The organism is Streptomyces sp. NPDC041200 (assembly GCF_055591805.1).
Map to the genome: position 1 here is coordinate 1 of NZ_JBVIZF010000014.1, position 26974 is coordinate 26974.

At 72.0% G+C, this 26974-nt stretch carries 23 protein-coding genes, 1 tRNA gene and 1 pseudogene; 12 read left to right on the forward strand and 13 right to left on the reverse strand.

From position 1 onward, the window contains the following. On the forward strand, positions 1 to 1374 hold a 1374-nt coding region (locus tag ACZ6CL_RS26830), incomplete at its 5' end, for an ATP-binding protein (RefSeq protein WP_468939742.1). Positions 1375 to 1467: 93 nt separating this feature from the next. On the opposite strand, the gene ACZ6CL_RS26835 is transcribed toward ACZ6CL_RS26830, so the two are convergent. Further along, positions 1468 to 2379 carry an alpha/beta hydrolase gene (locus ACZ6CL_RS26835; RefSeq protein ID WP_468939745.1) on the reverse strand — a complete coding sequence of 304 codons (912 nt, stop codon included), beginning with the start codon at positions 2377 to 2379 and terminating at the stop codon, positions 1468 to 1470. Between the two features lie 226 nt (positions 2380 to 2605). Here ACZ6CL_RS26835 and ACZ6CL_RS26840 point away from each other — a divergent pair, with 226 nt between their 5' ends. Genes ACZ6CL_RS26840 through ACZ6CL_RS26850 form a run of 3 tightly spaced genes read left to right on the forward strand, consistent with a single transcriptional unit; the run spans position 2606 to position 4613 of the window. Continuing rightward, a complete protein-coding gene (locus ACZ6CL_RS26840) occupies positions 2606 to 3460 on the forward strand; it encodes a 4'-phosphopantetheinyl transferase family protein (RefSeq protein WP_468939747.1) in 855 nt (284 codons plus the stop codon). Positions 3461 to 3483: 23 nt separating this feature from the next. After that, a complete protein-coding gene (locus ACZ6CL_RS26845) occupies positions 3484 to 4353 on the forward strand; it encodes an alpha/beta fold hydrolase (protein ID WP_468939750.1) in 870 nt (289 codons plus the stop codon). A 41-nt stretch (positions 4354 to 4394) separates the two neighbouring features. After that, positions 4395 to 4613, forward strand: a complete 219-nt coding sequence (locus tag ACZ6CL_RS26850; protein WP_468939753.1) for a DUF2277 domain-containing protein — start codon at positions 4395 to 4397, stop codon at positions 4611 to 4613. A 52-nt stretch (positions 4614 to 4665) separates the two neighbouring features. On the opposite strand, the gene ACZ6CL_RS26855 is transcribed toward ACZ6CL_RS26850, so the two are convergent. The 6 genes from ACZ6CL_RS26855 to ehuB form a co-directional block, all read right to left on the reverse strand. After that, a tRNA-Lys gene (locus ACZ6CL_RS26855) sits at positions 4666 to 4739 on the reverse strand. Positions 4740 to 4790: 51 nt separating this feature from the next. Beyond that, positions 4791 to 5552: an IclR family transcriptional regulator gene (locus ACZ6CL_RS26860; RefSeq protein WP_468939756.1), complete on the reverse strand. Its 762-nt coding sequence runs from the start codon at positions 5550 to 5552 to the stop codon at positions 4791 to 4793. Between the two features lie 211 nt (positions 5553 to 5763). After that, positions 5764 to 6534 carry an ectoine/hydroxyectoine ABC transporter ATP-binding protein EhuA gene (ehuA, locus tag ACZ6CL_RS26865; protein ID WP_468939758.1) on the reverse strand — a complete coding sequence of 257 codons (771 nt, stop codon included), beginning with the start codon at positions 6532 to 6534 and terminating at the stop codon, positions 5764 to 5766. A 22-nt stretch (positions 6535 to 6556) separates the two neighbouring features. Continuing rightward, the gene (gene ehuD, locus ACZ6CL_RS26870; protein ID WP_468939760.1) at positions 6557 to 7207 is read right to left on the reverse strand and encodes an ectoine/hydroxyectoine ABC transporter permease subunit EhuD; all 651 of its coding nucleotides are present in this window, start codon (positions 7205 to 7207) and stop codon (positions 6557 to 6559) included. Next, positions 7204 to 7947: an ectoine/hydroxyectoine ABC transporter permease subunit EhuC gene (ehuC, locus tag ACZ6CL_RS26875; protein ID WP_468939762.1), complete on the reverse strand. Its 744-nt coding sequence runs from the start codon at positions 7945 to 7947 to the stop codon at positions 7204 to 7206. Before ehuC ends, ehuD begins: the two co-directional genes overlap by 4 nt. After that, positions 7944 to 8858 carry an ectoine/hydroxyectoine ABC transporter substrate-binding protein EhuB gene (ehuB, locus tag ACZ6CL_RS26880; RefSeq protein ID WP_468940094.1) on the reverse strand — a complete coding sequence of 305 codons (915 nt, stop codon included), beginning with the start codon at positions 8856 to 8858 and terminating at the stop codon, positions 7944 to 7946. Before ehuB ends, ehuC begins: the two co-directional genes overlap by 4 nt. Positions 8859 to 8997: 139 nt before the next feature. Here ehuB and ACZ6CL_RS26885 point away from each other — a divergent pair, with 139 nt between their 5' ends. Next, the gene (locus ACZ6CL_RS26885) at positions 8998 to 9507 is read left to right on the forward strand and encodes a DUF3830 family protein (RefSeq protein WP_468939765.1); all 510 of its coding nucleotides are present in this window, start codon (positions 8998 to 9000) and stop codon (positions 9505 to 9507) included. Positions 9508 to 9618: 111 nt separating this feature from the next. On the opposite strand, the gene ACZ6CL_RS26890 is transcribed toward ACZ6CL_RS26885, so the two are convergent. Both ACZ6CL_RS26890 and ACZ6CL_RS26895 read right to left on the reverse strand, forming a co-directional pair. Continuing rightward, complete coding sequence (locus ACZ6CL_RS26890) at positions 9619 to 11031, reverse strand: amidase (protein WP_468939768.1); 1413 nt, start codon at positions 11029 to 11031, stop codon at positions 9619 to 9621. A 52-nt stretch (positions 11032 to 11083) separates the two neighbouring features. Next, entirely contained in the window at positions 11084 to 12031 is a 948-nt protein-coding gene (locus tag ACZ6CL_RS26895) for a D-2-hydroxyacid dehydrogenase (RefSeq protein ID WP_468939770.1), read from the reverse strand. A 208-nt stretch (positions 12032 to 12239) separates the two neighbouring features. Here ACZ6CL_RS26895 and ACZ6CL_RS26900 point away from each other — a divergent pair, with 208 nt between their 5' ends. The 4 genes and pseudogenes from ACZ6CL_RS26900 (at position 12240) to ACZ6CL_RS26915 (ending at position 16652) form a co-directional block, all read left to right on the forward strand. Further along, positions 12240 to 13205, forward strand: coding sequence for a maleate cis-trans isomerase family protein (locus tag ACZ6CL_RS26900; protein ID WP_468939773.1), 966 nt, complete (start codon positions 12240 to 12242; stop codon positions 13203 to 13205). Positions 13206 to 13288: 83 nt separating this feature from the next. Continuing rightward, complete coding sequence (locus ACZ6CL_RS26905; protein WP_468939775.1) at positions 13289 to 14044, forward strand: maleate cis-trans isomerase family protein; 756 nt, start codon at positions 13289 to 13291, stop codon at positions 14042 to 14044. Positions 14045 to 14307: 263 nt separating this feature from the next. Next, positions 14308 to 15331: pseudogene (locus ACZ6CL_RS26910) on the forward strand (phospholipase C); the annotation flags it as partial. 241 nt (positions 15332 to 15572) lie between these two features. Further along, positions 15573 to 16652, forward strand: coding sequence for an LLM class flavin-dependent oxidoreductase (locus ACZ6CL_RS26915; RefSeq protein WP_468940097.1), 1080 nt, complete (start codon positions 15573 to 15575; stop codon positions 16650 to 16652). Between the two features lie 43 nt (positions 16653 to 16695). Here ACZ6CL_RS26915 and ACZ6CL_RS26920 read toward each other — a convergent pair whose 3' ends face one another. Then, positions 16696 to 18621: a putative bifunctional diguanylate cyclase/phosphodiesterase gene (locus tag ACZ6CL_RS26920; RefSeq protein WP_468939778.1), complete on the reverse strand. Its 1926-nt coding sequence runs from the start codon at positions 18619 to 18621 to the stop codon at positions 16696 to 16698. 363 nt (positions 18622 to 18984) lie between these two features. Between ACZ6CL_RS26920 and ACZ6CL_RS26925 the strand changes: the two genes are divergently transcribed. The 3 genes from ACZ6CL_RS26925 (at position 18985) to ACZ6CL_RS26935 (ending at position 22856) form a co-directional block, all read left to right on the forward strand. Continuing rightward, positions 18985 to 20250: a M6 family metalloprotease domain-containing protein gene (locus tag ACZ6CL_RS26925; protein WP_468939780.1), complete on the forward strand. Its 1266-nt coding sequence runs from the start codon at positions 18985 to 18987 to the stop codon at positions 20248 to 20250. Positions 20251 to 20462: 212 nt separating this feature from the next. Beyond that, complete coding sequence (locus ACZ6CL_RS26930) at positions 20463 to 22118, forward strand: AMP-binding protein (protein WP_468939782.1); 1656 nt, start codon at positions 20463 to 20465, stop codon at positions 22116 to 22118. Between the two features lie 132 nt (positions 22119 to 22250). Continuing rightward, positions 22251 to 22856: a response regulator transcription factor gene (locus ACZ6CL_RS26935; protein WP_468939784.1), complete on the forward strand. Its 606-nt coding sequence runs from the start codon at positions 22251 to 22253 to the stop codon at positions 22854 to 22856. 68 nt (positions 22857 to 22924) lie between these two features. On the opposite strand, the gene ACZ6CL_RS26940 is transcribed toward ACZ6CL_RS26935, so the two are convergent. The 3 genes from ACZ6CL_RS26940 to ACZ6CL_RS26950 form a co-directional block, all read right to left on the reverse strand. Continuing rightward, positions 22925 to 24175, reverse strand: coding sequence for a sensor histidine kinase (locus ACZ6CL_RS26940; protein ID WP_468939787.1), 1251 nt, complete (start codon positions 24173 to 24175; stop codon positions 22925 to 22927). A gap of 150 nt (positions 24176 to 24325) precedes the next feature. Beyond that, a complete protein-coding gene (locus ACZ6CL_RS26945; RefSeq protein ID WP_468939788.1) occupies positions 24326 to 26743 on the reverse strand; it encodes a TOMM precursor leader peptide-binding protein in 2418 nt (805 codons plus the stop codon). A gap of 14 nt (positions 26744 to 26757) precedes the next feature. Beyond that, complete coding sequence (locus ACZ6CL_RS26950) at positions 26758 to 26931, reverse strand: hypothetical protein (RefSeq protein WP_468939790.1); 174 nt, start codon at positions 26929 to 26931, stop codon at positions 26758 to 26760. Positions 26932 to 26974 lie beyond the last annotated feature (43 nt).

Genomic DNA, 26974 nt, shown 5'->3' on the forward strand with positions numbered 1-26974 from the left:
CCCCTGGTCGCGGGCACCCCCGACCCCGTGAGCGGCGCGGACGAGGTCGTGGCCTTCGCCCAGGAACACGGGCTCCCGATCGCGATCAAGGCCGCCTTCGGTGGCGGCGGGCGTGGTCTGAAGGTCGCCCGCACGATGGAGGAAGTGCCCGAGCTGTACGACTCGGCCGTCCGCGAGGCCGTCGCCGCCTTCGGCCGCGGTGAGTGCTTCGTCGAGCGCTACCTCGACAAACCCCGCCACGTGGAGACCCAGTGCCTGGCCGACACCCACGGCAACGTGGTCGTCGTCTCCACCCGTGACTGCTCCCTCCAGCGCCGCCACCAGAAGCTGGTGGAGGAGGCCCCCGCGCCGTTCCTGAGCCCGGAGCAGAACGCCGAGCTGTACCGCGCCTCGAAGGCCATCCTCAAGGAAGCCGGATACGTCGGCGCGGGCACCGTCGAGTTCCTCGTCGGCCTCGACGGCACGATCTCCTTCCTGGAGGTCAACACCCGTCTCCAGGTCGAGCACCCGGTCACCGAAGAGGTCTCCGGCATCGACCTCGTCCGCGAGATGTTCCGCATCGCCGACGGCGAGGAGCTGGGCTACGACGACCCGCAGGTGCGCGGCCACTCCTTCGAGTTCCGCATCAACGGCGAGGACCCGGGCCGCAACTTCCTCCCGGCGCCGGGGACGGTGTCGGTCTTCGACCCGCCGTCCGGTCCGGGTGTGCGGCTCGACGCGGGTGTGGAGTCGGGGTCGGTGATCGGCCCGGCGTGGGACTCGCTGCTGGCCAAGCTGATCGTCACCGGCGCCACCCGTACGCAGGCCCTGCAGCGGGCCGCTCGCGCGCTGGCGGAGTTCCAGGTCGAGGGCATGGCGACGGCGATCCCGTTCCACCGGGCCGTGGTCACTGATCCCGCCTTCACCAGCGACCCGTTCACGGTCCACACCCGCTGGATCGAGACCGAGTTCCACAACACCATCGCCCCCTTCGCCGCCGCTCCCGCCGACACCGACGAGGACGAGGCCATCGGGCGCGAGACCGTGGTCGTCGAGGTCGGCGGCAAGCGACTCGAAGTCTCCCTGCCCGCCTCCCTCGGCGTGGCCGCCGCTCCTCCGGCCGCCGGGTCGAAGAAGGCCAAGCGCAAGGCGGTCAAGAAGGGCGGCTCGGCAGCCTCCGGCGACGCCCTCGCCTCCCCGATGCAGGGCACCATCGTCAAGGTCGCCGTGGCCGAGGGCGACACCGTGGCCGAGGGCGACCTCGTCGTCGTCCTCGAAGCCATGAAGATGGAGCAGCCCATCAACGCCCACCGCGCCGGGGTCATCAAGGGCCTGAACGCGGACACGGGCGCCTCCATCAGCTCCGGCGCCGTCATCTGCGAGATCAAGGACTGACGGAGATCAAGGACGGACGCCGCACCTCGCTCCCCTCATCGGCAGGCCCCACCCCGTCAGCGGGGGAGGGGCCTGCCGGTGTTTCCGAGCCGATCAGTCCTTCAGCGTCCGCTCCAGGAAGCCCAGCACCGTGTCCGCGTACACATCCGGCTGGGACTTGATGCCCTGCAGATGGTCGGTGTCCGGCAGCGTGTGCACCTCGGCCAGCGGATAGCGCTCGCCCAGCGCGTGCACCCCCGCGGCCGGGATCATCGTGTCGCGCTCACCGGCCAGGAAGAGCATCGGCGTCCGCTCGTACGCCCCCTCCGCCTTCGGCGGCCACTTCACCCGCAGCATCGCCAGGGCCGACGACGCGGCGACCAGCTCCAGGGCCTTGCGGGAGGGCCCGGTGCGCAGCGGGCCGGGGATGGGCAGCCCGTCGGCCGCGACGAAGTTGCGGAACAGGGGGGAGAGTTCGAGCGCCGGACCGCTGTCGCAGATCACCGCGTCGACCGGGCACTCCGCCGCCCGTCCCAGCAGGTAGAAGGAGGGGAAGGCGGAGATGGAGAAGCCGAAGACGGCGAAGCGCGCCGCCGCGTACTCGTCCATCGCGCGCAGATGCTTGATGACGGCCACCACATCGTCGGTGTGACGGTCGCTCATGCCCCAGCACGCCGGGTCCGAGACGCTCTTGCCGTGGTTGCGGTGGTCGAACATGGCGACCGTGTAGCCCGCCTCGTTCAGCAGCCGCGCCTGGGCCAGGCTCGCCGACTTGCTCAGCCCCAGCCCGTGGCCGAGCACCACCACCCGCGCCGCGTCGCCCGGGCAGAGCCACACATGCAGCCCGCGCGGCTTCCCGTTCAGCGGCACCTGGACATCGGTGCTGGTCAGGCCCAGGTCCTCGGGCTTCTTGTGATGCGGCCGCCGGGGCGGGTGATAGATGAAGTACGAGAGGAAGGCACCGTAGAGCGGAGCCACCGGGAGAGTCGCCGCGGAGGCCGCCTTCGTCAGGAATCCCGTCGCCATATCGCAAACCCCCATCACAGATCGTGCCCGGTCGTGCGCGATCGTAGTGGTGTCACCCGGTGCCCGGGCCAGCCGTGATGTGAACGTGTCCGAAGTCACCGGGCGTTCCCCTACGGCAACGTCGCGTCGCGGCACGGGCGTTGCGGGCGCGACGGGTGGGTACCGTCGTCGGTGGACGGACGCCGGACGGCGGACACGGATGAACTCCAACGGAGGTAACGGAACAGTGCCGCTCATACGCCCGGCTGAGGGCCAGGCCGACGACCAGGCCGACGCCCCGGTGGACGATCCCGCCGCCCACACCGCCGATCCCTGGGGGCCGCTCGCCGCCCCGCCCCGCCCCGAGGACCGCCCCGGCCCCGGCGAGGTCGCCGTATGGCTGCTGCACATCCCGCCGTACGCCTCCTCCGCCGCCGCGGTCGCGGACCGGACGCTGGACGCGGGCGAGCGGGAGCGCGCCGCGGGGATGCGGCACGCGACGGCGCGCGAGCGCTACCTCACCTCGCATGTGGGGCTGCGGACCCTGCTCGGCGGATATCTGGGGGCGGACCCGGCGGACATCGAGTTCACCCGCGAGACCTGCGGCATGCCGGACTGCGAGAAGCCGCACGGCCGCCCCGCCCTCGCGGGCGACACCACCCTGGCGTTCTCGCTCTCCCACGCCGGGGACGCCGCGCTGTGCGCGGTGTCGGGCGGCGCGCCCGTCGGCGCCGACATCGAGGAGCGCAGCCCCCGGCGCTCCGGCGACCGGCTCGACGGACTGATCGGCCAGCTGCACCCCGGCGAGCGGGCGGCGATCGCCGCGCTGCCGGACGAGGAGCGGCGGGAGCGGGCGTTCATGAGCTGCTGGGTGCGCAAGGAGGCGTATCTGAAGGGCATCGGGACCGGGCTGCCGGGCGGGCTGCGGACCCATTACGTCGGCCTCGCGGACCAGTTCGGCGCCCCGCTGCCCGCCGACGCGTCCCTCCCGTCCGGCTGGGCCTTCGCCGACCTGCCCGCCCCGCCCGGCTACCACGCCGCCGTCGCCGTCCGCGCCGAGGCCGCCCCGGCCGTGACCTTCTCCGGTCTGCGGCTCGGGTGAACGGGTCGGGTACCTTCGGACATATGTCGCATCGTGACGAGGTGGAACTCTCCGCAGGCACCATCGAGTACGAGGACACCGGGGGTGAGGGGCCGGTCGCCGTGCTGCTGCACGGCGTCGCCATGGACGGCTCGCTGTGGCGCGAGGTGGTCGCCGCGCTCCGCCCCGGCGTCCGCTGCGTCGTCCCGACCCTGCCGCTGGGCGGCCACCGCCGTCCCATGCGGCCCGACGCCGATCTGTCCGTCCTCGGCGTGGCCCGGCTGGTCGCCGAATTCCTGGAGCGGCTGGACCTCACGGACGTCACCCTCGCCATGAACGACTGGGGCGGCGCCCAGGCCCTCGTCGCGGACGGCCGCGACGAGCGGATCGGGCGGCTGGTCATCACCTCGTGCGAGGCGTTCGAGAACTTCCCGCCCGGCCTGCCCGGCAAGAACCTCCACACCTCCGCCCGCCTCCCCGGCGGTCTGCGCACCGCCTTCTCCCTGCTCAAGCTGCACCCCCTCCGGCGGCTTCCGATGACCTGGGGCTGGATGACCAAGCGCCCGGTGCCGCCGGAGGTCATGGACGCCTGGTTCCGGCCGCTGTGGACGTCCCCGGACATCCGCCGCGACCTGCGGAAGTACGTCCTCGGCGTGCCGCCCGCCGCGGAGCTGCTGCGCTGGGCCGAGCGGCTGCGCGGCTTCGACCGCCCCGCGCTGGTGGCATGGGCGTCCGAGGACCGCGTGATGCCCCCGGAACACGGCCTCCGGCTGGCGGCCATGCTGCCGCAGGGCCGCCATGTGGAGATCCCCGACAGCTACACCCTGATCCCGATGGACCAGCCCCACCGGCTGGCCGCGCTGATGCGCACCTTCATGCTGGACGGCGACGCCCCGGACTGGCCCAGCCCGTGAAGCCGTACGCGTTGTCGGACCCTCGGCGTACCGTCATGGGTATGTGCAGATCCATCAAGACACTGCGCCCGCCGTATGCCGAATCGGTCACCGAGGAGGACATGCGCGCCGCCGCGCTGCAGTACGTACGCAAGATCAGCGGCTTCCGCCAGCCCGCCCCGCACAACGCCGAGGCCTTCGACCGGGCGGTCGAGGCGATCGCCGCCGCCACCGGAGAGCTGCTGGGCACGCTGGAGGTCAGGGGCGGCCGGACAAGCTGAATGGCCCGGCGCTCTCGAAGCCGAGAACAACCGGGCCATTCAGTCGATCAGGTGCGCCGCCAGGGACTCGAACCCCGGACCCGCTGATTAAGAGTCAGCTGCTCTAACCAACTGAGCTAGCGGCGCCTGCTGACGAAGTAAATACTACCTGGTCCGGGAGGGTGCTTTTGACCAACATCAGATGGTCAGCGAGAGCAGCATCGGGGCCGCCTCCCGATTGAGCAGGTAGGCGGCCCGGTGCAGCCGGTGGGCGCGCTCCAGGGGGAGGGAGAGGGCCAGACAGCCGACGGTGTGCCCCGCCGTCACCGGGACGGCCGCGCAGACCGTGCCCACGGCGTACTCCTGCAGGTCGAGCACGGGCACGGTGGGCGGCTGGCTGTCCAGCTTGCGGAAGAGCACCTTCTCGCTGGTCGTCGTCCGTGAGGTGAGCCGCACCGTCTTGTGGCGGGCGAGGTGGTCGCGGCGGCCGTCCTGGTCGAGCTGGGTGAGCAGGCATTTGCCGACGGCCATGGCGTGGGCGGCGGAGCGGAAGTCCACCCACTCGTTGACCCGGGGCGTGCGCGGCCCGTCCGCGTACTGCGTGATCTTGACTTCGCCGTCCACGTAGCGGCTGAAGTAGACCGCCGCGCCCACCGAGTCGCGGAGCGCGGTGAGTGACTTCTGCAGCTTGTCCTCGACGGCATGCCCGCGCTCCGGGGCGCCGGTGTCCAGCAGGGTGAGGGAGGCGCCGCCGATGTATGCCCCGTCGGTGATCTGCTCGACGTACCCCTCGCGGCGCAGCATCCGCAGCAGCTCGGTGAGCCGGGCGCTCGGCAGCCGGGTCTCGCGGGCGATGCGGGCGTGACTCACCCCGCTGGAGTGCCGGGCGACGACCTCCAGGACGCGCAGGGCGTGCCGCACCGAGCGGAGCGGTGCGATCGGTTCGGGCCCCAGCACCACGGCGTCCCCTCTCGCAGGTGGTGACCGCTTGCTTCATCGCCGTCGCTGCGGGTCACGGCCGTGGGGTAGCCCACAGGCGCCCGACGGGAGGCGGCTTCGTTCCACGATAGCCGCCAAGGGGGCGATACGGAGCGGAAGTTGAGCGATGGCATGTGCCACCGTCAGACCGCCCATATCGCCCCCTGTCGTTCGGCGGGGCCATGGCGCGCCGTTACAGCACGGCGCTCAGGAACTCCCGGGTCCGCTCGTGCTCCGGCTCCGAGAAGATCTTCTCCGGCGGACCGGACTCGATGACCCGGCCCGCGTCGAACATCAGCACGTCGTCGGAGATGTCCCGCGCGAAGTTCATCTCGTGGGTCACGCACAGCATGGTGATGTCCGTCGTATGGGCGATGTCCCGCAGGACGTCCAGCACCCCGGCCACCAGCTCCGGGTCGAGCGCCGACGTCACCTCGTCCAGCAGCATCACCTGCGGCCGCATCGCCAGCGCCCGGGCGATCGCCACCCGCTGCTGCTGCCCGCCGGACAGCTGCGTCGGGTACATGTCGCACTTGTCGCCGAGGCCGACGAGGTCGAGCAGCTCCCGCGCCCGCGTCTCGGCCTCGTCCTTGTCCAGGCCCAGGACGTGCACCGGGGCCTCGGTGATGTTCCGCAGCACCCGCATGTTGGGGAAGAGGTTGAACTGCTGGAAGACCATGCCGATCTTCTTGCGCACCTCACGGGTGTGCTTCTCGCCCGCCGGGACCAGCTTGCCGCCCCGGTCCTCGTGGGTGAGGTAGTCCCCGTCGACCTTGATCGTGCCCTCGTCGGGCTTGAGCAGCGTCATCAGCAGCCGCAGGATCGTGGTCTTGCCGGAGCCGGACGGGCCGATGAGGGTGACGTGCTTGCCGGAGGAGACCGAGAAGTCGAGGTCGTCCAGGACCGTATTGGCACCGAAGCGCTTCGTCACCTTGTCGAAGCGGATCAGTTCACTGCCGTCCACGGCAGGATTCGTGTGGTCGGTTTCAGTGGCCAAGACGACGCTCCAGGGCTCGCATGAGAAGAGATGCCGGATAGGCGATGAGGATGAAGGCGATGCCGACCATCGTGAACGGCTCGATGTAGTGGAAGGACGACGAGGCCTCGCCCCGCGCCTTCTGCAGCATGTCGACGACGCCGATCAGCGCGAGCATCGGGGAGTCCTTGAGCATCGCGATGACGTAGTTGCCGAGGGCGGGCACCACGCGGCGGATCGCCTGCGGCAGGATCACCGCCTGCCAGGTGCGGCCCCGGGAGAGGCTGAGCGCGGTGGCCGCCTCCCACTGGCCCACCGGCACACCGTCGATACCGGCCCGGTAGACCTCGGCGGTGTACGTCGAGTAGTGCAGCCCGAGCGCGATCACGCCGGTGGTCAGCGCCGAGAACTTGATGTCCCAGGTCGGCAGTACGTAGAAGAAGAAGAACAGCTGCACCAGCAGCGGGGTGTTGCGGATGAACTCCGTCACCGCCGACACCGGCCAGCGCACGAAGCGGGTCGGCGAACGGAGCGCCATCGCCCACACCAGCCCCAGCGCGAACGCCAGGACCGAGCCGAGGGCGGTGGCCTCCAGCGTGATCAGCAGCCCGTGGCCCAGCTGCGGGAGGAAGTCCTTGGCCACGTCCCAGTCCCACTTCACTGGGCACCTCCTCCGACGACGATGTTGCGCGACTGCTCGGTCTCCTGCTTGCCGATCAGCTTGCGCGTGACCAGCGAGGCCTTGGGCGGAGCCTGGCCGAGGTTGGCCTTGGCGCGCCGCTCCAGCAGCCGCATCAGCCGGGTCAGGATGAACGCCAGGACGAAGTAGAGGACCAGGATGATCGTGTAGATCTGCGCGCTCTCACCCGTCGCCAGCCGGGAGAGCTGGGCGGCGAAGGTGATGTCGGCGACGTTCACGGCCGAGACCAGCGCCGTCGCCTTCAGGATCTCGATCAGCAGGTTGTTGAACGGCGGGATCATCTCGGGGATCGCCTGCGGCAGGATCACCCGCCGCATCCGCTGCGCGGGTGTGAAGCTCAGCGCGATGGCCGCCTCACCCTGCGCGGGCGCCACGGAGGCGATCGCGCCGCGGACGATCTCGGAGCCGTACGCCCCGTAGTTCAGCCCGATCGCCAGCACCGCCGCCCACATCGGGAACAGCTGCCAGCCGAAGGCCAGCGGCATCACGAAGGCCAGCCAGAACATCAGCACCAGGGCCGACGTACCGCGGAAGATCTCCACGTACGCGGCGGTGAGGAAGCGGACGATCCGCAGCCGCGACGTGCGCGCCATGCCGATGCCGAACGCGACGGCGAGGGCGAAGGCGGCGCTGAACAGGGTCAGCTGGATCGTGATCCAGACGCCCGGAAGAAGCCAGTGTTCCCACAGACCGGCCGTCATTTGCACAGCTCCTCGGCGGTCAGATCGGTCATCTCGCCCTCGGTGAAACCGAAGGGCCGCACGATGCGCAACAGCTCACCGCTCTTCTTCATCTTGTGCAGCTCGACGTTGAAGGCGTCGCGGAGCTTGGTCTCCTCCGGCCGGAAGGCGAAGCCACCCGCCCCGATGTCCGGCTTGCCGTCGAGCATGGCCTGGAACGGCTCGGTCGCCTCGGCCCGCTTGCTGTTCCGCTGCTTGACCACGTTGTGGACGGTCACGGTCGTGCCCGCGAAGACGTCGGCCCGGCCCTGCTCCACCGCCAGCAGACCGGCCAGCTGGTCCGGGAGGATCAGCATGTCGCTCTCCTTGACCCCGGCGTTCTTGGCGTAATCGATCTCGGCATAAGCGGTGCCGGTCGCCATTTTGGCCTTCTGTTTGACGATGTCGTCGTAATTGTGAAGGTTCTTCGGGTTGCCCTTGCGGACGATGAACGCGTCCCGCATGCGGTAGTCGGGGTCGGAAAAGATCACCTGGGCGCAGCGTTCGGGGTTGATGTACATCCCCGCGGAGACCACGTCGAACTGCTGCGAACGGAGCCCCGGAATCAGCGAGCCGAACTCGGTCGGCACCGGCTGGACCTTGTCCACACCCAGCCGCTTGAAGATGACCTTCGCGATCTCCGGTGCCTCACCGGTGAAGTCGCCGTTCTTGTCGATGTAGCCGAATGGGATCTCCCCCGCAATTCCCAGTCGGACCGTGCCCTGCGCCCGCAGGCGCTCCAGCAGATTGCCCCCATCCTTGGCGTCCGTGTTGGACACCCGGCTACAGCCGACCGCGCCCAGTAGGCCAAGGGCCGCGCCGCCGACCAGAAGCGATCGACGGGATGCCCCTTTTGCTCTGTTATCGATATCTTTCCCACGTGGTGGAGCCATGGGCGCGCGGCTACCCGAACTCACGAAATATATGCGGGTCGTTTCCAGCCCTTGATACAGACGATGCGGGGTAGGCCCCCTGGGGAAGGACTGGTAGGGACGGGTAAGGACTGTTCCGAAGCGACCTGGAGGAATGTCGATGGTTGACCGAGCCGACCGGTTCATCGAGGTCTCGCTCGACAAGCGTGGAGTGACCTGCACCGCGAAACTCCTCGACGACCGCGCGCCGATCACCTGCGAGGCCGTCTGGAACGCGCTGCCGCTGGGGGGTGACGTCTATCACGCCAAGTACGCGCGGAACGAGATCTACGCGCTGCTGCCACCCTTCGCCCCCGAGGAGCCACCGCTGGAGAACCCCACGATCACACCCATCCCCGGGGACCTGTGCTACTTCACGTTCTCCGACACCCAGCTCGGCACGAAGTCCTACGGCTACGAGGCCCAGGCCAAGCACCAGGGCAAGCGCCAGGTGATCGACCTCGCGCTGTTCTACGAGCGGAACAACCTGCTCATCAACGGCGACGCGGGCTGGGTCCCGGGCATCGTCTGGGGTTCGGTGGTAGACGGCCTGGACCGCATGGCCGACGCCTGCCAAGACCTCTGGCGAGCGGGTGCCCTGGGCGAAACCCTGAGCTTCCGCCGAGCGTGAGCCTTCGCCGGGCCCGGGGCTCCGTGCCCCCGGGCCCGGCAAATCCAGCCCCTCCGGCGTTTGAGGAGCGGGGGCGCGGGGGCGGAGCCCCCGTAACAAGATGTGTTCCCGTCACCCCACCGGCGGGGGCACGGCTTCCGCCACCCCCGCCCCATACAACGCGTGCGCCACCCGCAAAACCTCCACATCCGCATGCCGCGCCCCCACCAACTGCACCCCGATCGGCAGCCCCGACGCCGTCATCCCGCACGGCACCGACGCCGCCGGCTGCTGCGTCAGATTGAAGGGATAGGTAAAGGGCGTCCACCCTGTCCACCGTGCGTGCCCCGACCCCTCGGGAACCTCCACCCCCGCCTCGAAGGCGGTGATCGGCAACGTAGGCGTGACCAGCAGGTCGTACGCGGAGTGGAAGCGCCCCATCGCATGCCCGAGCGCCATCCGCACGTCCACCGCCGCCAGATAGTCCAGCGCGCTGTACGAGGCCCCCTGGGCACACACCTCCCGCAGCCCCGGATCCAGCAGCTCCCACTGCTCCTGCCCGAGCGGCTGCACCACTCGCGCCGCACCGCTGAACCACAGCGTGTGGAAGGCCTCCACCGGATCCTCGAAGCCCGGGTCGATCTCCTCCACGACCGCGCCCATCTCGGCCAGCAGGTCCACGGCCCGCCGCACCGCCGCGGCCACCTCGGGGTCGACCACAACCCCACCACCGAGCGCCGGACTGTACGCGACCCGCAGCCCGTCGACCGCGCCGCCGCCCCCCGTAAGAGCCTCCCGGAAGCTCCCCCCGAAGGGGCCGAGCTGCGACCAGTCGCGCCAGTCCGCCCCGGTGATGACATCCATCAGCAGGGCGGCATCGGCCGCGTCCCGGGTCATGGGCCCCACATGGGCGAGCGTCCCAAACGCACTGGCGGGATAGATCGGCACCCGCCCATAGGTGGGTTTGAGCGCGAAGATCCCGCAGAAGGACGCGGGGATGCGGACGGACCCGCCCCCGTCCGTCCCAAGGCTCAGCGGGCCGGCCCCCAGCGCGACCGCCGCCGCGCTGCCGCCGCTGGAGCCGCCCGCGGTGCGCCCGGGGTCGTACGGGTTGCCCGTCACCCCGTACACGGGGCTGTCCGTGACACCTTTCCAGCCAAATTCCGGTGTGGTCGTCTTGCCGAGAAACACCGCCCCGTGGTCCCGCATCCGCGCCACCGCGGGCGCGTCCTCGTCCCACGGCCCGTCCGTGCGCACCGTACGGGACCCCCGCAGCGTGGGGCCGCCGCGCATCAGCAGGATGTCCTTCACCGACACCGGAACGCCGTCCAGGAGCCCCGCCGGTTCGCCACGCCGCCACCGTTCGGCGGACTCCTCCGCCTGGCGCAGCGCTTCCTCGTCGTCCACCCGGCTGTAGGCGTTGACCCTCGGCTGGATCTGCTCGATCCGGTCGAGGGCGGCTCGGGTGGCCTCGACGGGGGAGAGGTCGCCGGAGCCGTACCGCTCGAGGAGTTGAACCGCTGTCAGGTCGTGCAGGTCGGTCATCCAGCTCTCCGTTCAGATCGTGCGGACCGTATTGACCGGTCCGGCCGTGCGATCAGTCCACCGGTACGTATCCCAGGCGCTTGTCGACGATGTTGAGCAGGGGTTCTCCGGCGCTCCAGCGGTCGTAGTTGTCCTGGAACTGGTCGGCGAGGTGGTCGCGCCAGCCGACCGTGTCGCCGCTCATGTGGGGCGAGACGAAGAGCCCGGGCACGTCCCACAGGGGGTCGTCGGGGGCGAGTGGCTCGTTCTCGAACACATCCAGCGCGGCGCCCGCGATCTGCCGCCCGACCAGGGCGGCCTTGAGGTCGTCCTCGATCACCAGAGGGCCGCGTCCGACGTTGATGAACCGGGCTGTGGGCTTCATCCGGGCGAAGGCGGCTCGGTTGAACATGCCGCGCGTGGCGTCGGTGAGCGGGGCGACGGAAATCACCCAGTCGGCCTGCGAGAGCAGCTCGGGCAGCTCGTCGTTGCCGCGTACGCCCGGGCGGGCGGTGCGTCCGACCAGGTCGGCCTTGATCCCGAGCGCGGTCAGGGTGGTGGCGATGGCCCGGCCGATGGGCCCGGCGCCGATGACGGCGGCGCGCGTCCCGGCCAGGCGCATCGTCTCGCGGTGCTGCCAGCGGCGCTGCCGCTGCAGCTCCCAGCTGCCCAGGAAGTCCTTGCCCATGGCGATGACCAGGCCCGCGACGTACTCGGCGATCGGCTGTTCGAAGACGCCGCGCGCGTTGGTCAACACGGTGTCGGACGCGGTCAGTTCGGGGCTCAGCAGCCGGTCCACCCCGGCGCTCGCGGTGTGCACCCAGCGCGGCCGGGGGCCGTCGCCGGGCCAGGCGTCGCGTACCGCGTCGGAGGTGAAATCCCAGACCAGGAGGACATCGGCGGAGGGCAGGGCGTCAGGCAGGGTCTTCTCGTCGCACACCACGACCTGGGCCCGGCCGGCCAGCCGGTCCAGCCGGACCGGGGGCTGCTCGCCGAAGACGACAACAGTGCTTTCGGACATAGGCGGGAAACCGTTTCGAAACGTGGGTGAGTTTGGCTGACGTTAGTTGGGGCAGGCGCCAAGGTTTGCGGGGATTGACCACGCTAGGCAGCGGAAACTACCGTCGTCAACAACGGATCTGTCCCGACGTCCCGGCATCAGGCCGGTGCTCTCTCTTATATCTCTGGCCAATGGTCCAGCCCTCCCTTTCTGTATTGGGGCTCGATATATGGACGTCTCCTTTCTGGGTGGCCCGCAGCCGCAGCGTGGCGTGGGTGTCGTCGCACCGTTCGACTTCGCGCTTGATCGCGAACTATGGCGCTGGGTGCCGGACGAGGTCTCGTTGCACCTCACCCGCACACCCTTCGTCCCGGTCGAGGTCAGTCTCGACCTGGCACGGCTCGTGAGCGAGCACGAAACCCTGCAGGACGCGGTGCGGGCGCTGAGCGCGGTCGCACCGGAAGTGGCGGCTTACGCCTGCACCTCGGGCAGCTTCGTCGGCGGCGTGGCCGGCGAGCGCGCGATGTGCGCGGCGATGACACAGGCGGGCGAGCTGCCCTCGCTCACCACCTCGGGCGCCCTGCTGGAGGCGCTGCGGGAGATCGGCGCCCGGCGGGTCGCGGTGGTGACCCCGTACACCCGGTCGGTGACCGACTCGCTGGAGGAGTACCTGGGCGAGGCCGGGATCACCGTGACGGGCCGGGCCTATCTCGGACTGACCCGGCACATCTGGAAGGTCCCCTACCGCGACGTGGTCGACATGGCGCGGGAGGCGGTGGTCGGGTCGCCCGACGCGCTCTTCATCAGCTGCACCAACTTGCCGACGTACGACGTGATTCCGCAGCTGGAAGCGGAGTTGCGGATGCCCGTGCTGTCGGCCAACCAGGTGACGGTCTGGGCGGCGCTGCGGGAGATCGGTGCCCAGGCGGTCGGCCCGTACCAGGCGCTGCTGGACCCGGCCGCGCGGCGGGGCCCGGCGGGCATGGCGTCGTCGATGGTGGCCGACCCGATGGCCTCGATGCCCCCGATGGCGAATCCGGTGGCGCATGCCGAGCCGGAGCCGGAAGCGGCGCTGGCCGGGGCCGCGTCGCCGGGGCCGGACGTCGATCCGGCGGACGGTCTCGACCCGGGGTTCGGGCCGGGGATCGGCGAGGGCCCGTTCCTCGACGACTCGGGAGGTCCGTCTGCGATGTGAGGGAACCTGCCGGGCGGCTGCGGTGTATCACAAATGACAGTGCAGGGGCGGCGCCCACGGGGGCCGCAGGTAAGGAGGCAGTCATGACGGACGCGACGCAGCGGACGACGCACCAGACGCCGGACACGGTGGGCTTTCTCTACCCGGGCTATTCCGCCGAGGACGACTATCCGCGCCTGGAGGGGATGCTCGGCGACAGCGTGCGGCTCCCGCTCGTCCACACCGACATCGGTGAGGACGCCCACCGGGTGGACGCCCTGCTGGAAATGGGCTCGGGGGCCCGTCTCGCGGCCGGGGTCGCCGAGCTGAAGGAGCGCGGCGCCCAGGCGGTGATCTGGGCCTGCACCAGTGCGAGCTTCGTCTTCGGCTGGGAGGGCGCCCGGGAGCAGGTGCGCGAGCTGGAGGAGACGGCCGTGCTGCCCGCCTCCAGCACCTCCTTCGCCTTCGCCCACGCGGTGCAGGCGCTGGGCGTCGAGAGGCTGGCCATCGCCGCGACCTACCCGGAGGATGTCGCGGAGTACTTCAGGACGTTTCTGAAGGCGGCGGGCGCGGAGGTGGTCTCCACCCAGGGCAGCGGCATCATCACCGCCGCCGAGGTCGGCACCTGGGGGAAGGACGAGGTGCTGCGGATGGCCCGCCATGGTGACCATCCCGACGCCCAGGCGGTGCTGCTGCCGGACACCGCGTTGCACACCGCCGCCTGGCTGCCCGATCTGGAGGCGGACCTGGGCAAGCCGGTGCTCACGGCGAATCAGGTCACGGTCTGGGAAGGGCTGCGGCTGCTGGGCCGCAGGCCGGTCCATGACCGGCTGGGCGCGCTGTTCGCCGCGGGCGGCTGAGGAGAGCGGGGAAGCAGAGGAGCGGGCGGCGACGGTGGCGGAGAAAGGGAGCGAGTGGTGACGGATCGGTGAACCGGGCGGGAATTCCCTCTCTCCGGACGATCCCGGCAGTATTCCGCTTCCCGGAATCTGCTTGCATGCAGCCGTGCGCCGCCTCCCTCCCTCCCTCCCTCCCTCCCCGGTCGCAACGCCCGCTGCTGGTCACCGCCGCGGTGGCCGTGGCGGCGGCCCGGCCGCCGTTCCGGTCACCCAGCAGGACCTGAACCGGGCTGTTCGGCGAGCCCGGTCTGGTGATGGATTACTACGACGGCAACACGGTCACCGGACTGTGGAACTACGCCCAGCACTACACCCTGAGTGACCGTTCGTTCAGCTCGGGCTACGGCCCGTCCAGCCCGGGCGCCATCGAGCTGGTCTCCGGTCAGACCCATGGCATCGTCTCCACCGACCCGAAGTCCTCCACCGAGGACCCGGAGCAGACCGACAAGCCGGACCCGGCCACCGTGTCCTCGCCGGACGCCCACGGCGTCGGCACGATGATCAACGACCCGGACCCGGCCTTCGACGACTGCTCGGACAAGGACCACACCAGCGGCAGCGCCCTCGGCCTGCTCAAGGGCAAGAACATCGGCGACCTGCTCAACGCCGAGGACGTCAGCTGGGGCTGGTTCCAGGGCGGCTTCCGGCCCAGCACCGCCTGGGACGGCAAGCAGGGCAGCTACGCCAAGTGCTCCGGCACCACCCACACCAACGTTCGGCGGCGCCTCCTTGGTGGACTACAGCCCGCACCACGCGCCGTTCCAGTACTACAAGTCCACGGCCAACCCCCATCACCTGCCGCCCAAGAGCGTCTCGGAGATCGGCCACCAGGGTCAGGCCAACCACAACTACGACCTGACCGACTTCGACGCCGCCCTCAAGACCGGCCATCTGCCCGCGGTCAGCTTCCTGGAGGCCGCCGAGTACCAGGACGGCCACGCGGGCTACTCGGACCCGGTCGACGAGCAGCACTTCCTCGTCAAGCAGATCAACGCGATCCAGAAGTCGCCGCAGTGGAAGGACACCGCGATCGTCGTCGCCTACGACGACAGCGACGGCTGGTACGACCACGCGTACGCGAAGCCCACCAACGGATCCAGCGACACCACGGCCGGTTCGAACGGCCAGGCGACCGACAGCCCCGCCTGCCAGTCCGCTCCCCGCCCGGCCGGCGGCTACCAGGACCGCTGTGGTCCCGGCCCGCGCCAGCCGCTGCTGGTGATCTCCCCGTACAGCACGTCCAACAAGTCGGCACCGCGGCCACCGTCCTGGTGCTGCGCCGCCGCCGTACGGCCTGACACGCCCCCGGCTCGGGGCCCGGAACCCCCGGGTCCCGGGCCGGGAATAAACCGGAGCCTTCATCCGGTTGATGGTGCGCGGTAGACGATGCAGTACCGCAGTGCGATCAGGGAGGCGGGCCACCGTGGCCGATGAGCGGGACCGGCGAGACGACGAGCGCGACGAAAGCCGCGCCGAAGAGCGCGAGACCATCCGGGCCAACCCCCGGGGCAGCGCGCCCGTACCGCTGTCGGTGCTGGACCTGGCGACCGTCGGCAGCGGGCTGACCGCCACCCAGGCCCTGCGGACCACCACCGAGCTGGCCAGGCTCGCCGAGCAGCGCGGCTTCCACCGCTTCTGGGTGGCCGAGCACCACTCCATGCCGGGCGTCGCCAGCTCCTCCCCGGCCGTCATCCTCGCCCATCTGGCCGCCCACACCGAGCGGATCCGGCTCGGCTCGGGCGGGGTGATGCTGCCCAACCACGCCCCGCTCGTCATCGCCGAGCAGTTCGGCACCCTGGAGGCACTCGCCCCCGGCCGGGTCGACCTCGGCCTCGGCCGCGCCCCCGGCACCGACGGGGCGACCGCGGCGGCGCTGCGACGCACCGAGCGGCTGCGCGAGGGCGCTGACGACTTCCCGCAGCAGCTCGCCGAGCTGGTCCGGTTCCTGGACGACGACTTCCCGGACGGCCACCGGTACGCCCGTATCCACGCGGTGCCCGGCCCCGTCCAGGGCACGGTCCCCGGCGGGGTGCAGTCCGCCGACCGCCCCTCGGTGTGGCTGCTGGGGTCCAGCGGCTTCAGCGCCCGGCTCGCGGGCCAGCTGGGCCTGCCGTTCTCCTTCGCGCACCACTTCTCCGCGGCCAACACGATCCCCGCGCTCGACCTCTACCGCGAGTCGTTCCGGCCGTCCGCGGTGCTGGACCGGCCGTACGCGTCGATCGGCGTCTCGGCGTTCGCGGCCGAGGACGAGAAGGCGGCCCACCGGCAGGTGCTCACCGGCGCCCTCTCCATGATCCGCCTGCGCACCGGGCGCCCCGGCCTGGTGCCGTCGCCGGAGGAGGCCGAGGCCCACGAATTCAGCGAGATCGAGCGTGACTTCGTCAACAGCTGGCTGGCCAACGTGGTGTACGGGACGCCGGACGAGGTGCGTGAAGGGCTGGACGACCTGGTCAAGCGGACCGGGGCGGACGAACTCAAGATCACGACGACGGCGCACGGCCGGGAGGCCCGGATCCGTTCGTACGGCATGATCGCGGACGCGTACGGCCTGCCGGACGCGCCCGCGTAAGCGCCTAACCGGACGCGCCCGCGTAAGCGCCTACGGGGAGCGCCTAAGGGGAGAGCGGGCAGGCGGGGAGCATGGGAGGGATGCGGTCGGGCGGGACCGGGCGGGAGTAGAACCAGCCCTGACCGGTGTCGCAGCCGATCCCTCCCAGCCGCTCCGCCTGCTCCGCGCTCTCCACGCACTCCGCCACCACCGTGAGCCCCAGCCGGTGCGCCAGCTCCACCAGCGCCCGGACGATCGTCTCGTCCGCCGGATTGGGGTGTTCCTCGGCCCGGAAGCCCTGGACGAAGGAGCCGTCCAGCTTGAGCGTGGAGACCGGCAGCCGGCTCAGATAGGCCAGGTTGGAGTAGCCGGTGCCGAAGTCGTCGATCGCGATGGCCACCCCCATGTCGCTCAGCTGCTGGAGCGCCTGCAGCGGACGGCCCGCCGAGCCCATGACCGCCGACTCGGTCAGCTCCAGCTGGAGCAGCCGCGGCGGCAGCCCCGTCTCGGCGAGGATCGTGCCCACGTCGGCGACCAGGTCGGAGTCCCACACCTGACGCACGGCCACATTGACGCTGACCACCAGCGGATGCCGCGGATGGGCTTGCTGCCAGGCGCGGGCCTGGCGGCAAGCGGTACGCAGCACCCAGCGGCCGAGCGGCACGATCGCGCCGTTCTCCTCGGCCAGCGAGACGAACCGATTCGGTGAGAGCCGGCCGAACTGCGGATGGTCCCAGCGCACCAGCGCCTCCACGCCCCGGACGACCCCGTCGACCAGGCCCACCAGCGGCTGGTAGTCCAGCACGAACTCCTCCCGCTCGACCGCCGGCCGCAGCGTGCTGGACAGCGCCTGACGGGTCATGCGGTGGGCGTTGCGCTCGGGGTCGAAGAGGGTCCAGCGCGCCTTGCCGTCCTCCTTGGCCCAGTAGAGCGTGGTGTCCGCGGCCTGCATGAGCCAGGTGGTGTGGGTGCCCGCCGCGGGCCGCTCCACGACGCCGATGCTCGCCGACACCGACAGCCGCTGCCCGCCCACGTCGAACGGCCGCTGGAGCGCGGCCAGCACCGAGCGGGCCAGTTCGCACACCTGCTCGGTGCCGCTGGACTCCCGCACCAGCAGGGCGAATTCATCGCCCCCGAGCCGCGCCACCAGATGGTCGCCGGGCGCCGCGCACTCGGTGAGCCGCAGCGCGACCGCCCGCAGCAGCCGGTCGCCGACCCGGTGGCCGAGGGTGTCGTTGATCGCCTTGAAGCCGTCCAGATCGAGGTAGCACAGCCCGATCCGGCCGGTGCCCGCGCGGTCGTACGCCCCCGCCTCCAGCGCGGCGGCCAGCCGCTCGAAGAAGAGGTTCCGGTTGGGCAGCCGGGTCACCGGATCGTGCATCTGCAGATGGCGCAGCCTCCCCTGGAGGTCCCGGCGGTCGCTGATGTCGGCCATCGACAGCAGAAGACTGCAGCTGTCCGGGGCCGGTTCGACGGTGATCTCGGCCCAGAGGGCATGGCCGTCGGAGTGATGGAGCCGACGAGTGCACGTCATCCGCTCGCGGCGGCCGAGCAGCACCTCGCGGTAGTCGTTCCAGGTGCGCGCGTCCTCGCGCAGCTCCGCCAGCTCGGCGGCGCCACGGGTGGCCAGCTGGGCGGGGTCGGCGCCCAGCAGGGCGCCCAGCGCGGGGTTGGCGTCGAGCACCCTGCCCTCGCGGTCGATGACCGCCATGGCGAGCCGCGCGGCGTTGAAGGCGGCGCGGTAGTCGCTGGGCGCGGCACCCGGCGGTGCGCCCGGGGGCGTGTTCGGGGGTGTGCCCAGCGGTGTGCCCGGGGGCGCGCCCAGTGGTGCGCCCCGCTGTGCGCCCCGTGGCGTGCCCGAGGGCGTGTCAGCGCTCGCCCCGATGGGGGAAGCGCTGGGGGGCGTATTACGCTCAGTGATCGTCGGCAGCGTCGCGCCGGGCGCGCGGCCCTGCCAGTCGGGGGTTCCGCTCACCGCTCGCTCCCGCATGGCGTGTGTCTGGTCCAGGTATGTCATCTGTGTCGTACACGTCTCGTGCATCTCTCACACCGGGTGCCGGGCAGGCGGCAAGAGCCCGCCTGAATAGGTAATCCCCGCTGGAAATGTGCCGATCATAGAGGCTCGTACTCCGCGCGTTCCATTGACGCCATCGCGATCACCGCCGCATTGACAAGGTGTTTGGTCGTATCTGTTCGACTCTGCGCGGGCGCACTGCCCGCTTGACCGGATGTGACCGTCTGTTACGTACCCGCATCCCGGCCTCTTCACTCGACCGGTCCAGTCGAACAGGGCGTACCGCGCCAATCCGACCCAGGGTGGAGTGGGTGTTCCCTCTACGCCCGGGAGGTCGGCATGGCGCGTCCTCAAGCGTCCGCGTGGGCGCCGCGGCCGCCGCGGCTGCGCCGGGCCCAGGCCGTCCTGACCTCGCTGAGCGCCCTGATCGCCACCACCGTGGTGGCCGGTCCCGCCACGGCCGTGGGCGCGGGCGGGCCGTGCGCCCTGGAGCGCACCGGCGCCCACCACTCCGAGGGGCTGGACGGCTGGAACGGCAACTACCCCCGACCGGTCCGCTCGCTCCGCGCGGCCATGGTCTTCCTGTCCTTCCCGGACGCCGCCCCCAAGGTCACCCCCGCCCGGCTGGCCGCCGACCACACCCCCGCGACCGGCGACTTCTTCCAGCGCGCCTCCTACGGACGCTTCTCGCTGCGCGTCCACCCGATGCGGCGCTGGATCACCATGCCGAAGGCGTCCACCGCGTACGCCATACAGCGCGACTGGCACTCCGCGCGCCGGGCCGCGTATCTGCGCGACGCCATCCGCGCCGCCGATCCGCACGTGGACTTCGGCCGCTACGACATCGTCTACCTCGTCGCCGACCCCGACGCCCCGGGCGTCGACGCCGACGCGACCAAAGTGGTCAACTTCGAACGGCCCCTGCGCGCCGACGGTAAGGATCTACGGCGCCTGGTGACCGTCTTCGAGCACCATCCGCCCGATCGCAACGTCCTCGCCCATGAGACCGGGCACGTCTTCGACCTGCCCGACCTCTACCACCGGCCCAGCACGACCGACAACAGCGGCGACTGGGACACCTACGTCGGCGACTGGGACCTGATGGGCAGCCAGTTCGGCCTCTCCCCGGACCCCTTCGGCTGGCACAAGTGGAAGCTCGGCTGGCTCACCGGGCGGCAGGTGGCCTGCGCCCGCGCCCTGGGCCCGAAGATGTACACCCTCCAGCCCCTCGGCGCCCCCATGGAAGGCCGCCCCGGCACCGACACCCGCACCCGGCTGGTCGTGGTCCGCACCGGCCCCACCACCGCCCTGGCCATCGAGGCACGCGGCGCGTACGGCAACGACGCGGGCACCTGCACCGAAGGCGTCCTGGTCTACCGGGTGCGCAACGACGCCGCCTCGGGCGAGGGCCCGGTCCGCGTGCTGGACGGCCACCCCGCCACCTCCGCCTGCTGGAACGAGTCCGTCTACCCCGAGCTGGCCGACGCCCCGCTCGGCGTCGGCGACTCCCTGCTGGCCCGGGAGGAAGCGGTCCGCGTGACCGTCACCGGCCGTGCCACCGGCGGCTCCTGGGCCGTCCAGGTCACCCGCGGCGAGCGCACGTGAGGCCTGCCGGGCGGATCGTCGCGGGGCCGCGAGCGCCGCTGTGCGCCCCCGCACCGGACACCGCGGCCTGATTCACGAAGGTCCGCCGGACACCACACCCAGGCCGTCGCACAGTAGCGCCCGCCACCGCGTCCGAACGGTGATCAAGCAGTGTTCGAGGTGGCGCTCCGAAACTGTGGCCTCGTTTTGATCTCCGGCGCCCGGGAGCGACCATGCCACGACACGCGAATCTGGCCGAGGCACTGAGAGAGCGGGCCCGGGGCGGCGGGGCCGACAGCGTCGCGCTGGCGCACCCGGACGGAGGCGGCGGCGAGCGGCGGATCTCCTACGCCGAACTCGACGCCCGCGCCGCCGCCGTGGCCGCCTGGCTGCGCGGACGGGACGCCGCCGGGCGCCGGGTGCTCATTGTCATGGACCCCGGCACGCATATCGCCGCCGCCCTGCTCGGCTGCCTCTACGCGGGCGCCGTCGCCGTCCCCGTGCCCGCGCCCACCGCGTCCCGCACCGCCGCCGAGCGCACCGCGGCGATCGCCCGGGACGCCGGCGTGGACCTCGTCCTCACCGAAACCGCGCACGCCACCGAGACCTCCCGCCGCCTCTCGCTCGTCGGCCGCGCCGACATCACCTGCCTGCCCGTCGACAGGCTGCCGCCGGACCATGCCGCCGACCGCGCCGCCGACGGGCCCGCCCCGCCCGCGCGCACCGATCCCGACAGCCTCGCCCTGCTCGCGTACGACTCCGGACCCGCCACCGCCCCGCGCGGCACCCGGCTCACCCACGGCAACCTCCTCGCCACCATGCACGCCCTGCGGGCCACCCTGGGCACCGGCCCGCGCTCCCGGATCGGCGGGTGGCTGCCCCGCCGCCACGCCCCCGGCCTGATCGGCCAGGTGCTGCACCCGCTGTGGCTGGGCGCCACCGCCGTCCCGCTGCCCGCGCGCCCGTTCCGTACCGACCCGGCCGCCTGGCTGCGGGCCATCAGCCGCCACGGCATCACCGAAACCGTCGCCCCCGACACCCACTACGCACGCTGCGCCGCGCTCGCCGCCGACGAACAGCCCGCCGGGCTCGACCTCTCCCGCTGCCGGACCGCGCTCAACGCGGGGGAACCGGTCTCGCCCGCCACCATGGCCGCCTTCGCCCGCCGCTACGCCGCCGCGGGGCTGCGCCCCGGAACCCTGGTCGCCGGATACGCCCCCGCCGAAGGCACGCCCCTGCTGATCGCCGAGGGCCGCACCCCGGTGCCCGGCGCGGAGTTCGGCGTCGTCGACCCGCAGACCTGCCGTCGGCAGCCCGAGGGGGCGGCCGGGGAGATCTGGGCGCGCGGCGCCGCCGTCACCACCGGCCACTGGGGGCGGCCGCTGGACACCGTGCCGCTCTTCGCCGCCCGCGCCGCCGACGGCCCGGACGGATTCCTGCGCACCGGTGACCTCGGCCTCGCGGCGGACGGCGGCATCCGCATGACCGGCCGGGTTCATGACGGCCTCCTCGTGGACGGGATCACCCTGCACCCCCAGGACGTCGAGCGTGAACTGCTCGTCTGCGGGCGGGCCCTGGGGTCGGCCCGGGTGTTCTGCGCGGGGCCCGGCGCCGGGCCGCTGGTCGTCGTCCAGGAGGTCCGTACGGCGAGCGCCGCCCGGACCGGCCTGCCCCGGCTCGCCGCCCGCGTCCGGGCCCGGGTGGCGGAGGAGTTCGGCGTCACCACCGGCGCGGTGCTGCTCGTACGCCCCGGGACGGTGCGCCGGGACGGAGCGGTGAAGGTCCGCCGTTCGATGCTGCGCGAGTGGTATCTGCGCGGTGAACTGCGCACCCTGTACGCGGAGTACGCGCCGGTCCCCACCGAACCGTGCCGGGGCGGCGCGGCCTGAACTGCGGCGGGATGACAACTCGGAAAACTATACGTCTGTTCGACAGAGGGAATCAGACGGAAAGAGCCGTGATCCCCGGACACGTGGGGGAATAATCGTCGGCGGGGGCCGGTGGGGAAGGGGCGGGGCGAAATGGTCAGAGTGCTCATTGCCGAAGACATGCATATGCTGCGCAAGGCACTGGTCGCCCTGCTGGAATTCGAACCCGATATCGAGGTCGTGGCCGAATTCTCCAGCGGCGCTGACATTCTGCCCCGGGCCCGTCAGCTCCGTCCGGATGTCGCGATTCTCGACATCGACCTGCCCGGAGTGGACGGGCTGACGGCCGCTGCCGAGTTGCACACCGCCGTTCCCGAATGCCGGACGATGATGCTCACCAGCCTCGGGCGCCCCGGGAATCTGCGGCGCGCGCTCGCGGCCCGTGTCGCCGGATTCCTGCTGAAGGACAGCAGTCCGGCCACCCTGTGCGACGCCATTCGCGCGGTCGCGCGGGGCGAGCGGGTCATCGACCCCCAACTCGCCCTGGCCGCCTTGGACGACGGCCCGCAGCCGCTGACCCCGCGCGAGCTGGAGGTGCTGCGGATGGCCTCCGAGGGCGAGGAGGCCACCCGTATCGCGGCCCGGCTCTTCCTGTCGGTGGGGACCGTCCGCAACTACCTGACCTCGGCCGTCACCAAGCTCAACGCGCGCAACCGGGTCGACGCCATCCGGATCGCCCGCGAGGCGGGCTGGCTGTAAAGCGATCCGCTAGGGGTGTCTTGTCGTGCCAGGCGTCGGGGAGCCCGGCATGATCGGCACGACATCCCCTAGGCCGTCACCGCCGGGCCGAACTCCTCCTCCGTGCCGCGCCCCCGCCCGCCCCGCGGCGGCTGTGGGGACACCTCCAGCTCGGCCCGCAGCTCGAACCGGCCGTCGGCCCGTACGTCCGCGTACAGCCGCCCGCCGAGCCCCGCCAGCCGCACCCGGAGGTTGCCGATCCCGCTGCCGCCGTCGGCTCCGGCGGTGCCCGCGACGCCGTCGGCCCGCAGGAGGGTGGACGGCTTGCCCACTCCGTCGTTCACCAGCGTCAGCCGCACCGTGGCGCCCGCCCGCCGGGCGGTGACCGCACAGTGCTCGGCCTTGCTGTGCCGCAGCACATTGGTCAGCCCCTCGCGCAGCACGCTCGCCAGCACCGTGTCCACCCGCTCGGGCAGCGGTCCGCAGCCGATGTCCGCGGTGGCCCGGATGCCCGCCGCGGCCAGCATGGACCGCGCCGTCTCCGCCTCCGCCGCCAGCGACATCGTGCGGTAGCCGCTGGCCACCGCCCGTACGTCGGCCAGCGCCTGACGGGACGTCTGCAGGATCTCGGCCAGCTCCTGCTGGGCCCGGTCGTTCTGCCGGGGCACCAGCCGGTGCACCAGCTCGCACTTGAGGGTGATGGTGGAGAGGCTGAGGCCGAGCAGGTCGTGCACGTCCCGGGCGAACCGCAGCCGCTCCTGGGCGACCGCCAGCCGGGCCAGCTCCGCGCGCGACCGGGATACCTCGGCGACCAGCCCGGAGAGCCGGGAGAGGCCGAAGACCACCAGCCCGGTGATCGTCGTGGACACCGTGGTGTACGCGACCTTGTCCCAGCCGAATCCCACCTGGAACAGCAGCACATCGGTGATCACCAGGATCGCGGCGAACGCGGGCCAGGCCGCCGCCGGGGCCAGCACCAGCAGCGCGGAGCCCGCCAGGAAGCCGGGCATGCCCAGCCACGCCTGCTCGAAGAGCGCGAACGGCAGGAAGGTCAGCACCGTCTGGAGCAGCAGCGTCCAGTGCCGGGCGGCGGCCAGCCGGGGCGCGAGCGCCGGGAAGGAGTGGGTCAGCTGGATGCCCAGCAGCACGGCGAGCACCGGCAGGATCTCCAGCATCCGCACCACCGCGTCCACCGCGCTCCCCGGGGGGAGCCCTTCGACCACGTAGGTCACGGCGACGGTGAAGTAGAGCAGGAGCACCATCACCGTGATCACCACGGCCAGGCGCGGCGCCAAGTCGTCGTGGTCGCGTGGCGGCTTGTTCCCGGCATCGTCGGGCAAGAGGCTCCTCTGCACTCGTCCTCCGGATGGTCGGGCCGGATTGGGCGGCTTGCCCGAGAGTATCCGATCTTTTATGGGGGAGGAGGGGGTGCGGAGAAGTCTCATGGTGTACACAGAGTTACGGGTTGTCACCGGCAATCACAGGAGGAATCACAGGAAAAGGGGAATGGGATTCAGCGCGCGGTACGGAGTCGGCCGCCGCAGCCGTCCCAGGGACACCGGGACGTCGTAGAGGCGGCCGGGGGCGAACCGGGGCCAGTGCGGGCGCAGTCCGGGCACCAGCACCTTGGCCACGGGCAGCCCCACGTCCGGCCGGGTCTGGTCCAGCACCAGCAGCTCCATCCCGCGCGCGCGGACGGCTTCCCGGACGGCAGCCAGGGCATCGCCGTCCGGGGGAGCGGCCATCGCGGGCGGTGGCGCCGCGTCCGGACCGGGCGTCAGATAGGGCTGGTTGGCGGTGGTCGCGGTGCGGAACCAGCGCAGCGCCTCCGGGTCGGCCGCGCCGTATCCGCCGCCGTCGGGGCGGGCCTCGACCACCGCGGGCAGCATCTGGTTCAGCTCGGCGAAGGCGTGGCACAGCGCGGCGTGCCGGTCGAAGTGGGCGCCGAATCCCAGGGTGATGTCCTCGGCGGGCTTGTCGGTCCGGCGGGAGAGCGCGGCGACCACCGGGATGCCGAAGTCGGTGGTGAGGTCCAGCGCCCACACCTCGCGCCGCAAACCGGCGTGGGCGCGGCGCAGTTCGGCCAGCCACGGGTCGTCGAAGCCGTCCAGGGCGAGCGCGGGCTGACGGGTGCGGTTGTACCACCACAGGGCGACCGCGTCCCGCTCCACCAGCTCCAGGAAGCCCCGTACGACGGCGTCGGCCAGAGTGGCCCCGGCCGCCGCGCCGTTGGAGTCCGCCCGGCAGCAGCGCTGTCCCGGGGGCTGCGGGGCGCCGTAGTACAACAGCGCGGTGGGCAGCAGCCGGTGCCGCTCGGCGGTGAGCGACCACACCGGCGTCCAGTCGAGTTCGGCGTCCTCGTCGAACGGGTCGGGGACGCGGTGGCGCGGCGCCCCCTGGCCCGCGAGCGGCCGCGCGAACTGCCGTGCGTCCATGAGCTGGACGGTGTCCGGATGCACCGCCTCCGCCGGGTCCAGCGCGCGGTAGCGGGCGCGCTGGCGCGGCTCGTCCCCCTGGAAGTGGCCGCTGTAGTGCTCAAGGGCCTCGCACAGGGCGCTCGCCCGGGCCTGCTCGGCGGTCCGCCCCTTGCCGTGGGCGGCGGCCCGCAGTCCGGCGCGCACGGCGTCCAGGCCGCTCGGCGGGGTGGGCGCTCCGGCGTGCGCGGCGTACGCGGCGTACGAAGGGTGGCGCGCGTGGTAGCAGTTGAGGAACGCCGGGCCGCGCGGATCGCGGCGGATCTCGGTGACCAGCCCGGTGACGGGGTCCACCAGATGGCCATAGCGCTCCATGACGCGCAGCGGTGAGGCGTCTTCGGCGTCGGCGTAGCGCGGTTCACGCCGGGACGGCAGGGCCAGCGGCGCCCGTATCCGCTCCGCGACCAGCAGCGGATTCCCGCACCCGGCGCACTGCGGGCGACGGGCGAGCGGATGGCGGTCCACGGTGGCGGTGAGGCTGTCCAGGGTGCACAGCGCCCGCTGGCCCGGATGCCGGTGCCCGGCCAGCCACTTGGCGGCCTCCAGCGCGGCCAGCTGGAGCGCGGCCGCGCGGCTCGCGGGCAGTGAGGCGGGCGGCCGCGGCACCGGGCCCGGGCGGCCCAGCCTGCGCTGGAGGTACGCCTCGGCCTGCCGCCCCCGCCACAGCCGGTCGGCCAGACACGCCCAGCACGGGTCGTCGGGGGCGCCGAGGAACGGGCCGAGCCAGGCCCGGGTGCCCACCGGTTTGACGGGCAGCCAGCGGCGGCCCGCGGCGCGATGGGCGGCGTCGACGGCGGCGAGCCGCGGATCGAGGTAGTCGTCGCACACCACAAGGGTGAGTTCGGCGGCGCCATGTTGACGCGGGCCGACTTGACGAACGGCCCATCGGCACTCCCGGCCCTGCGCGGCCGGGGCCGCCGCCCGGTCGTCCGGCTCGTCAGCTCCATCCGCTTCATTCGCTTCATCTGCCTCGTTCACCCCGGCCGCCGACCGCAGCCCCGCCGCCCGCAGCGCCCGGACGACTTCGGCGGGATCGGCCGAACCGAGGATCACCGACGCCACGGAGGCCCCGGCCGGGCGTATGGAGCGCCCGTCACCGCCGCTGTCGCCGCCGCCCAGCCCGGCCAGCTCCCAGTACGCCTCTTCCGGCCCAGGGGCGTGCGTACGCTCCCGCACGGACACCAGCCCGGCCGCCCGCAGCCGCGCGATGACCCGCTCGGCCTGCCCGGCGGGCACCGCCCCCGGCAGGCCGGGCGCGCGGGCGGCCTCGGTGAGGATGTGCGCGAGGTCCCGCGACCCGTCCAGCAGCGGCGCGAGCGCGGCGATCGCCCGCCCGTGCAGCGCGGTGACGCCGTGCTCGGAGACCAGGTAGACCGCCTCGCCCGGCACCGGTTCGACCCGCAGATGCGGGGTGAAGCCCAGTTCGCCCGCCATGTGTCCCCGCTCCCTCATTCCCCACTGACCGTGCAGATGCAGATGCGCGGCGCGACGGCCTCCCAGGAGGCGTCGGTCAGGTCCTCGATGACCAGGTCGTCCAGGCTGTCCAGGTCGTCCAAGCCCTCCAGGACGGCGGTGCCGTCCGGGGACCGCGTGGGTTGCGGGGGGATGGAGGCTTCCGTCATCACAGGCTCTCCTCGGGGTGGGAGGCGGTCGTGGCCCGGCGGC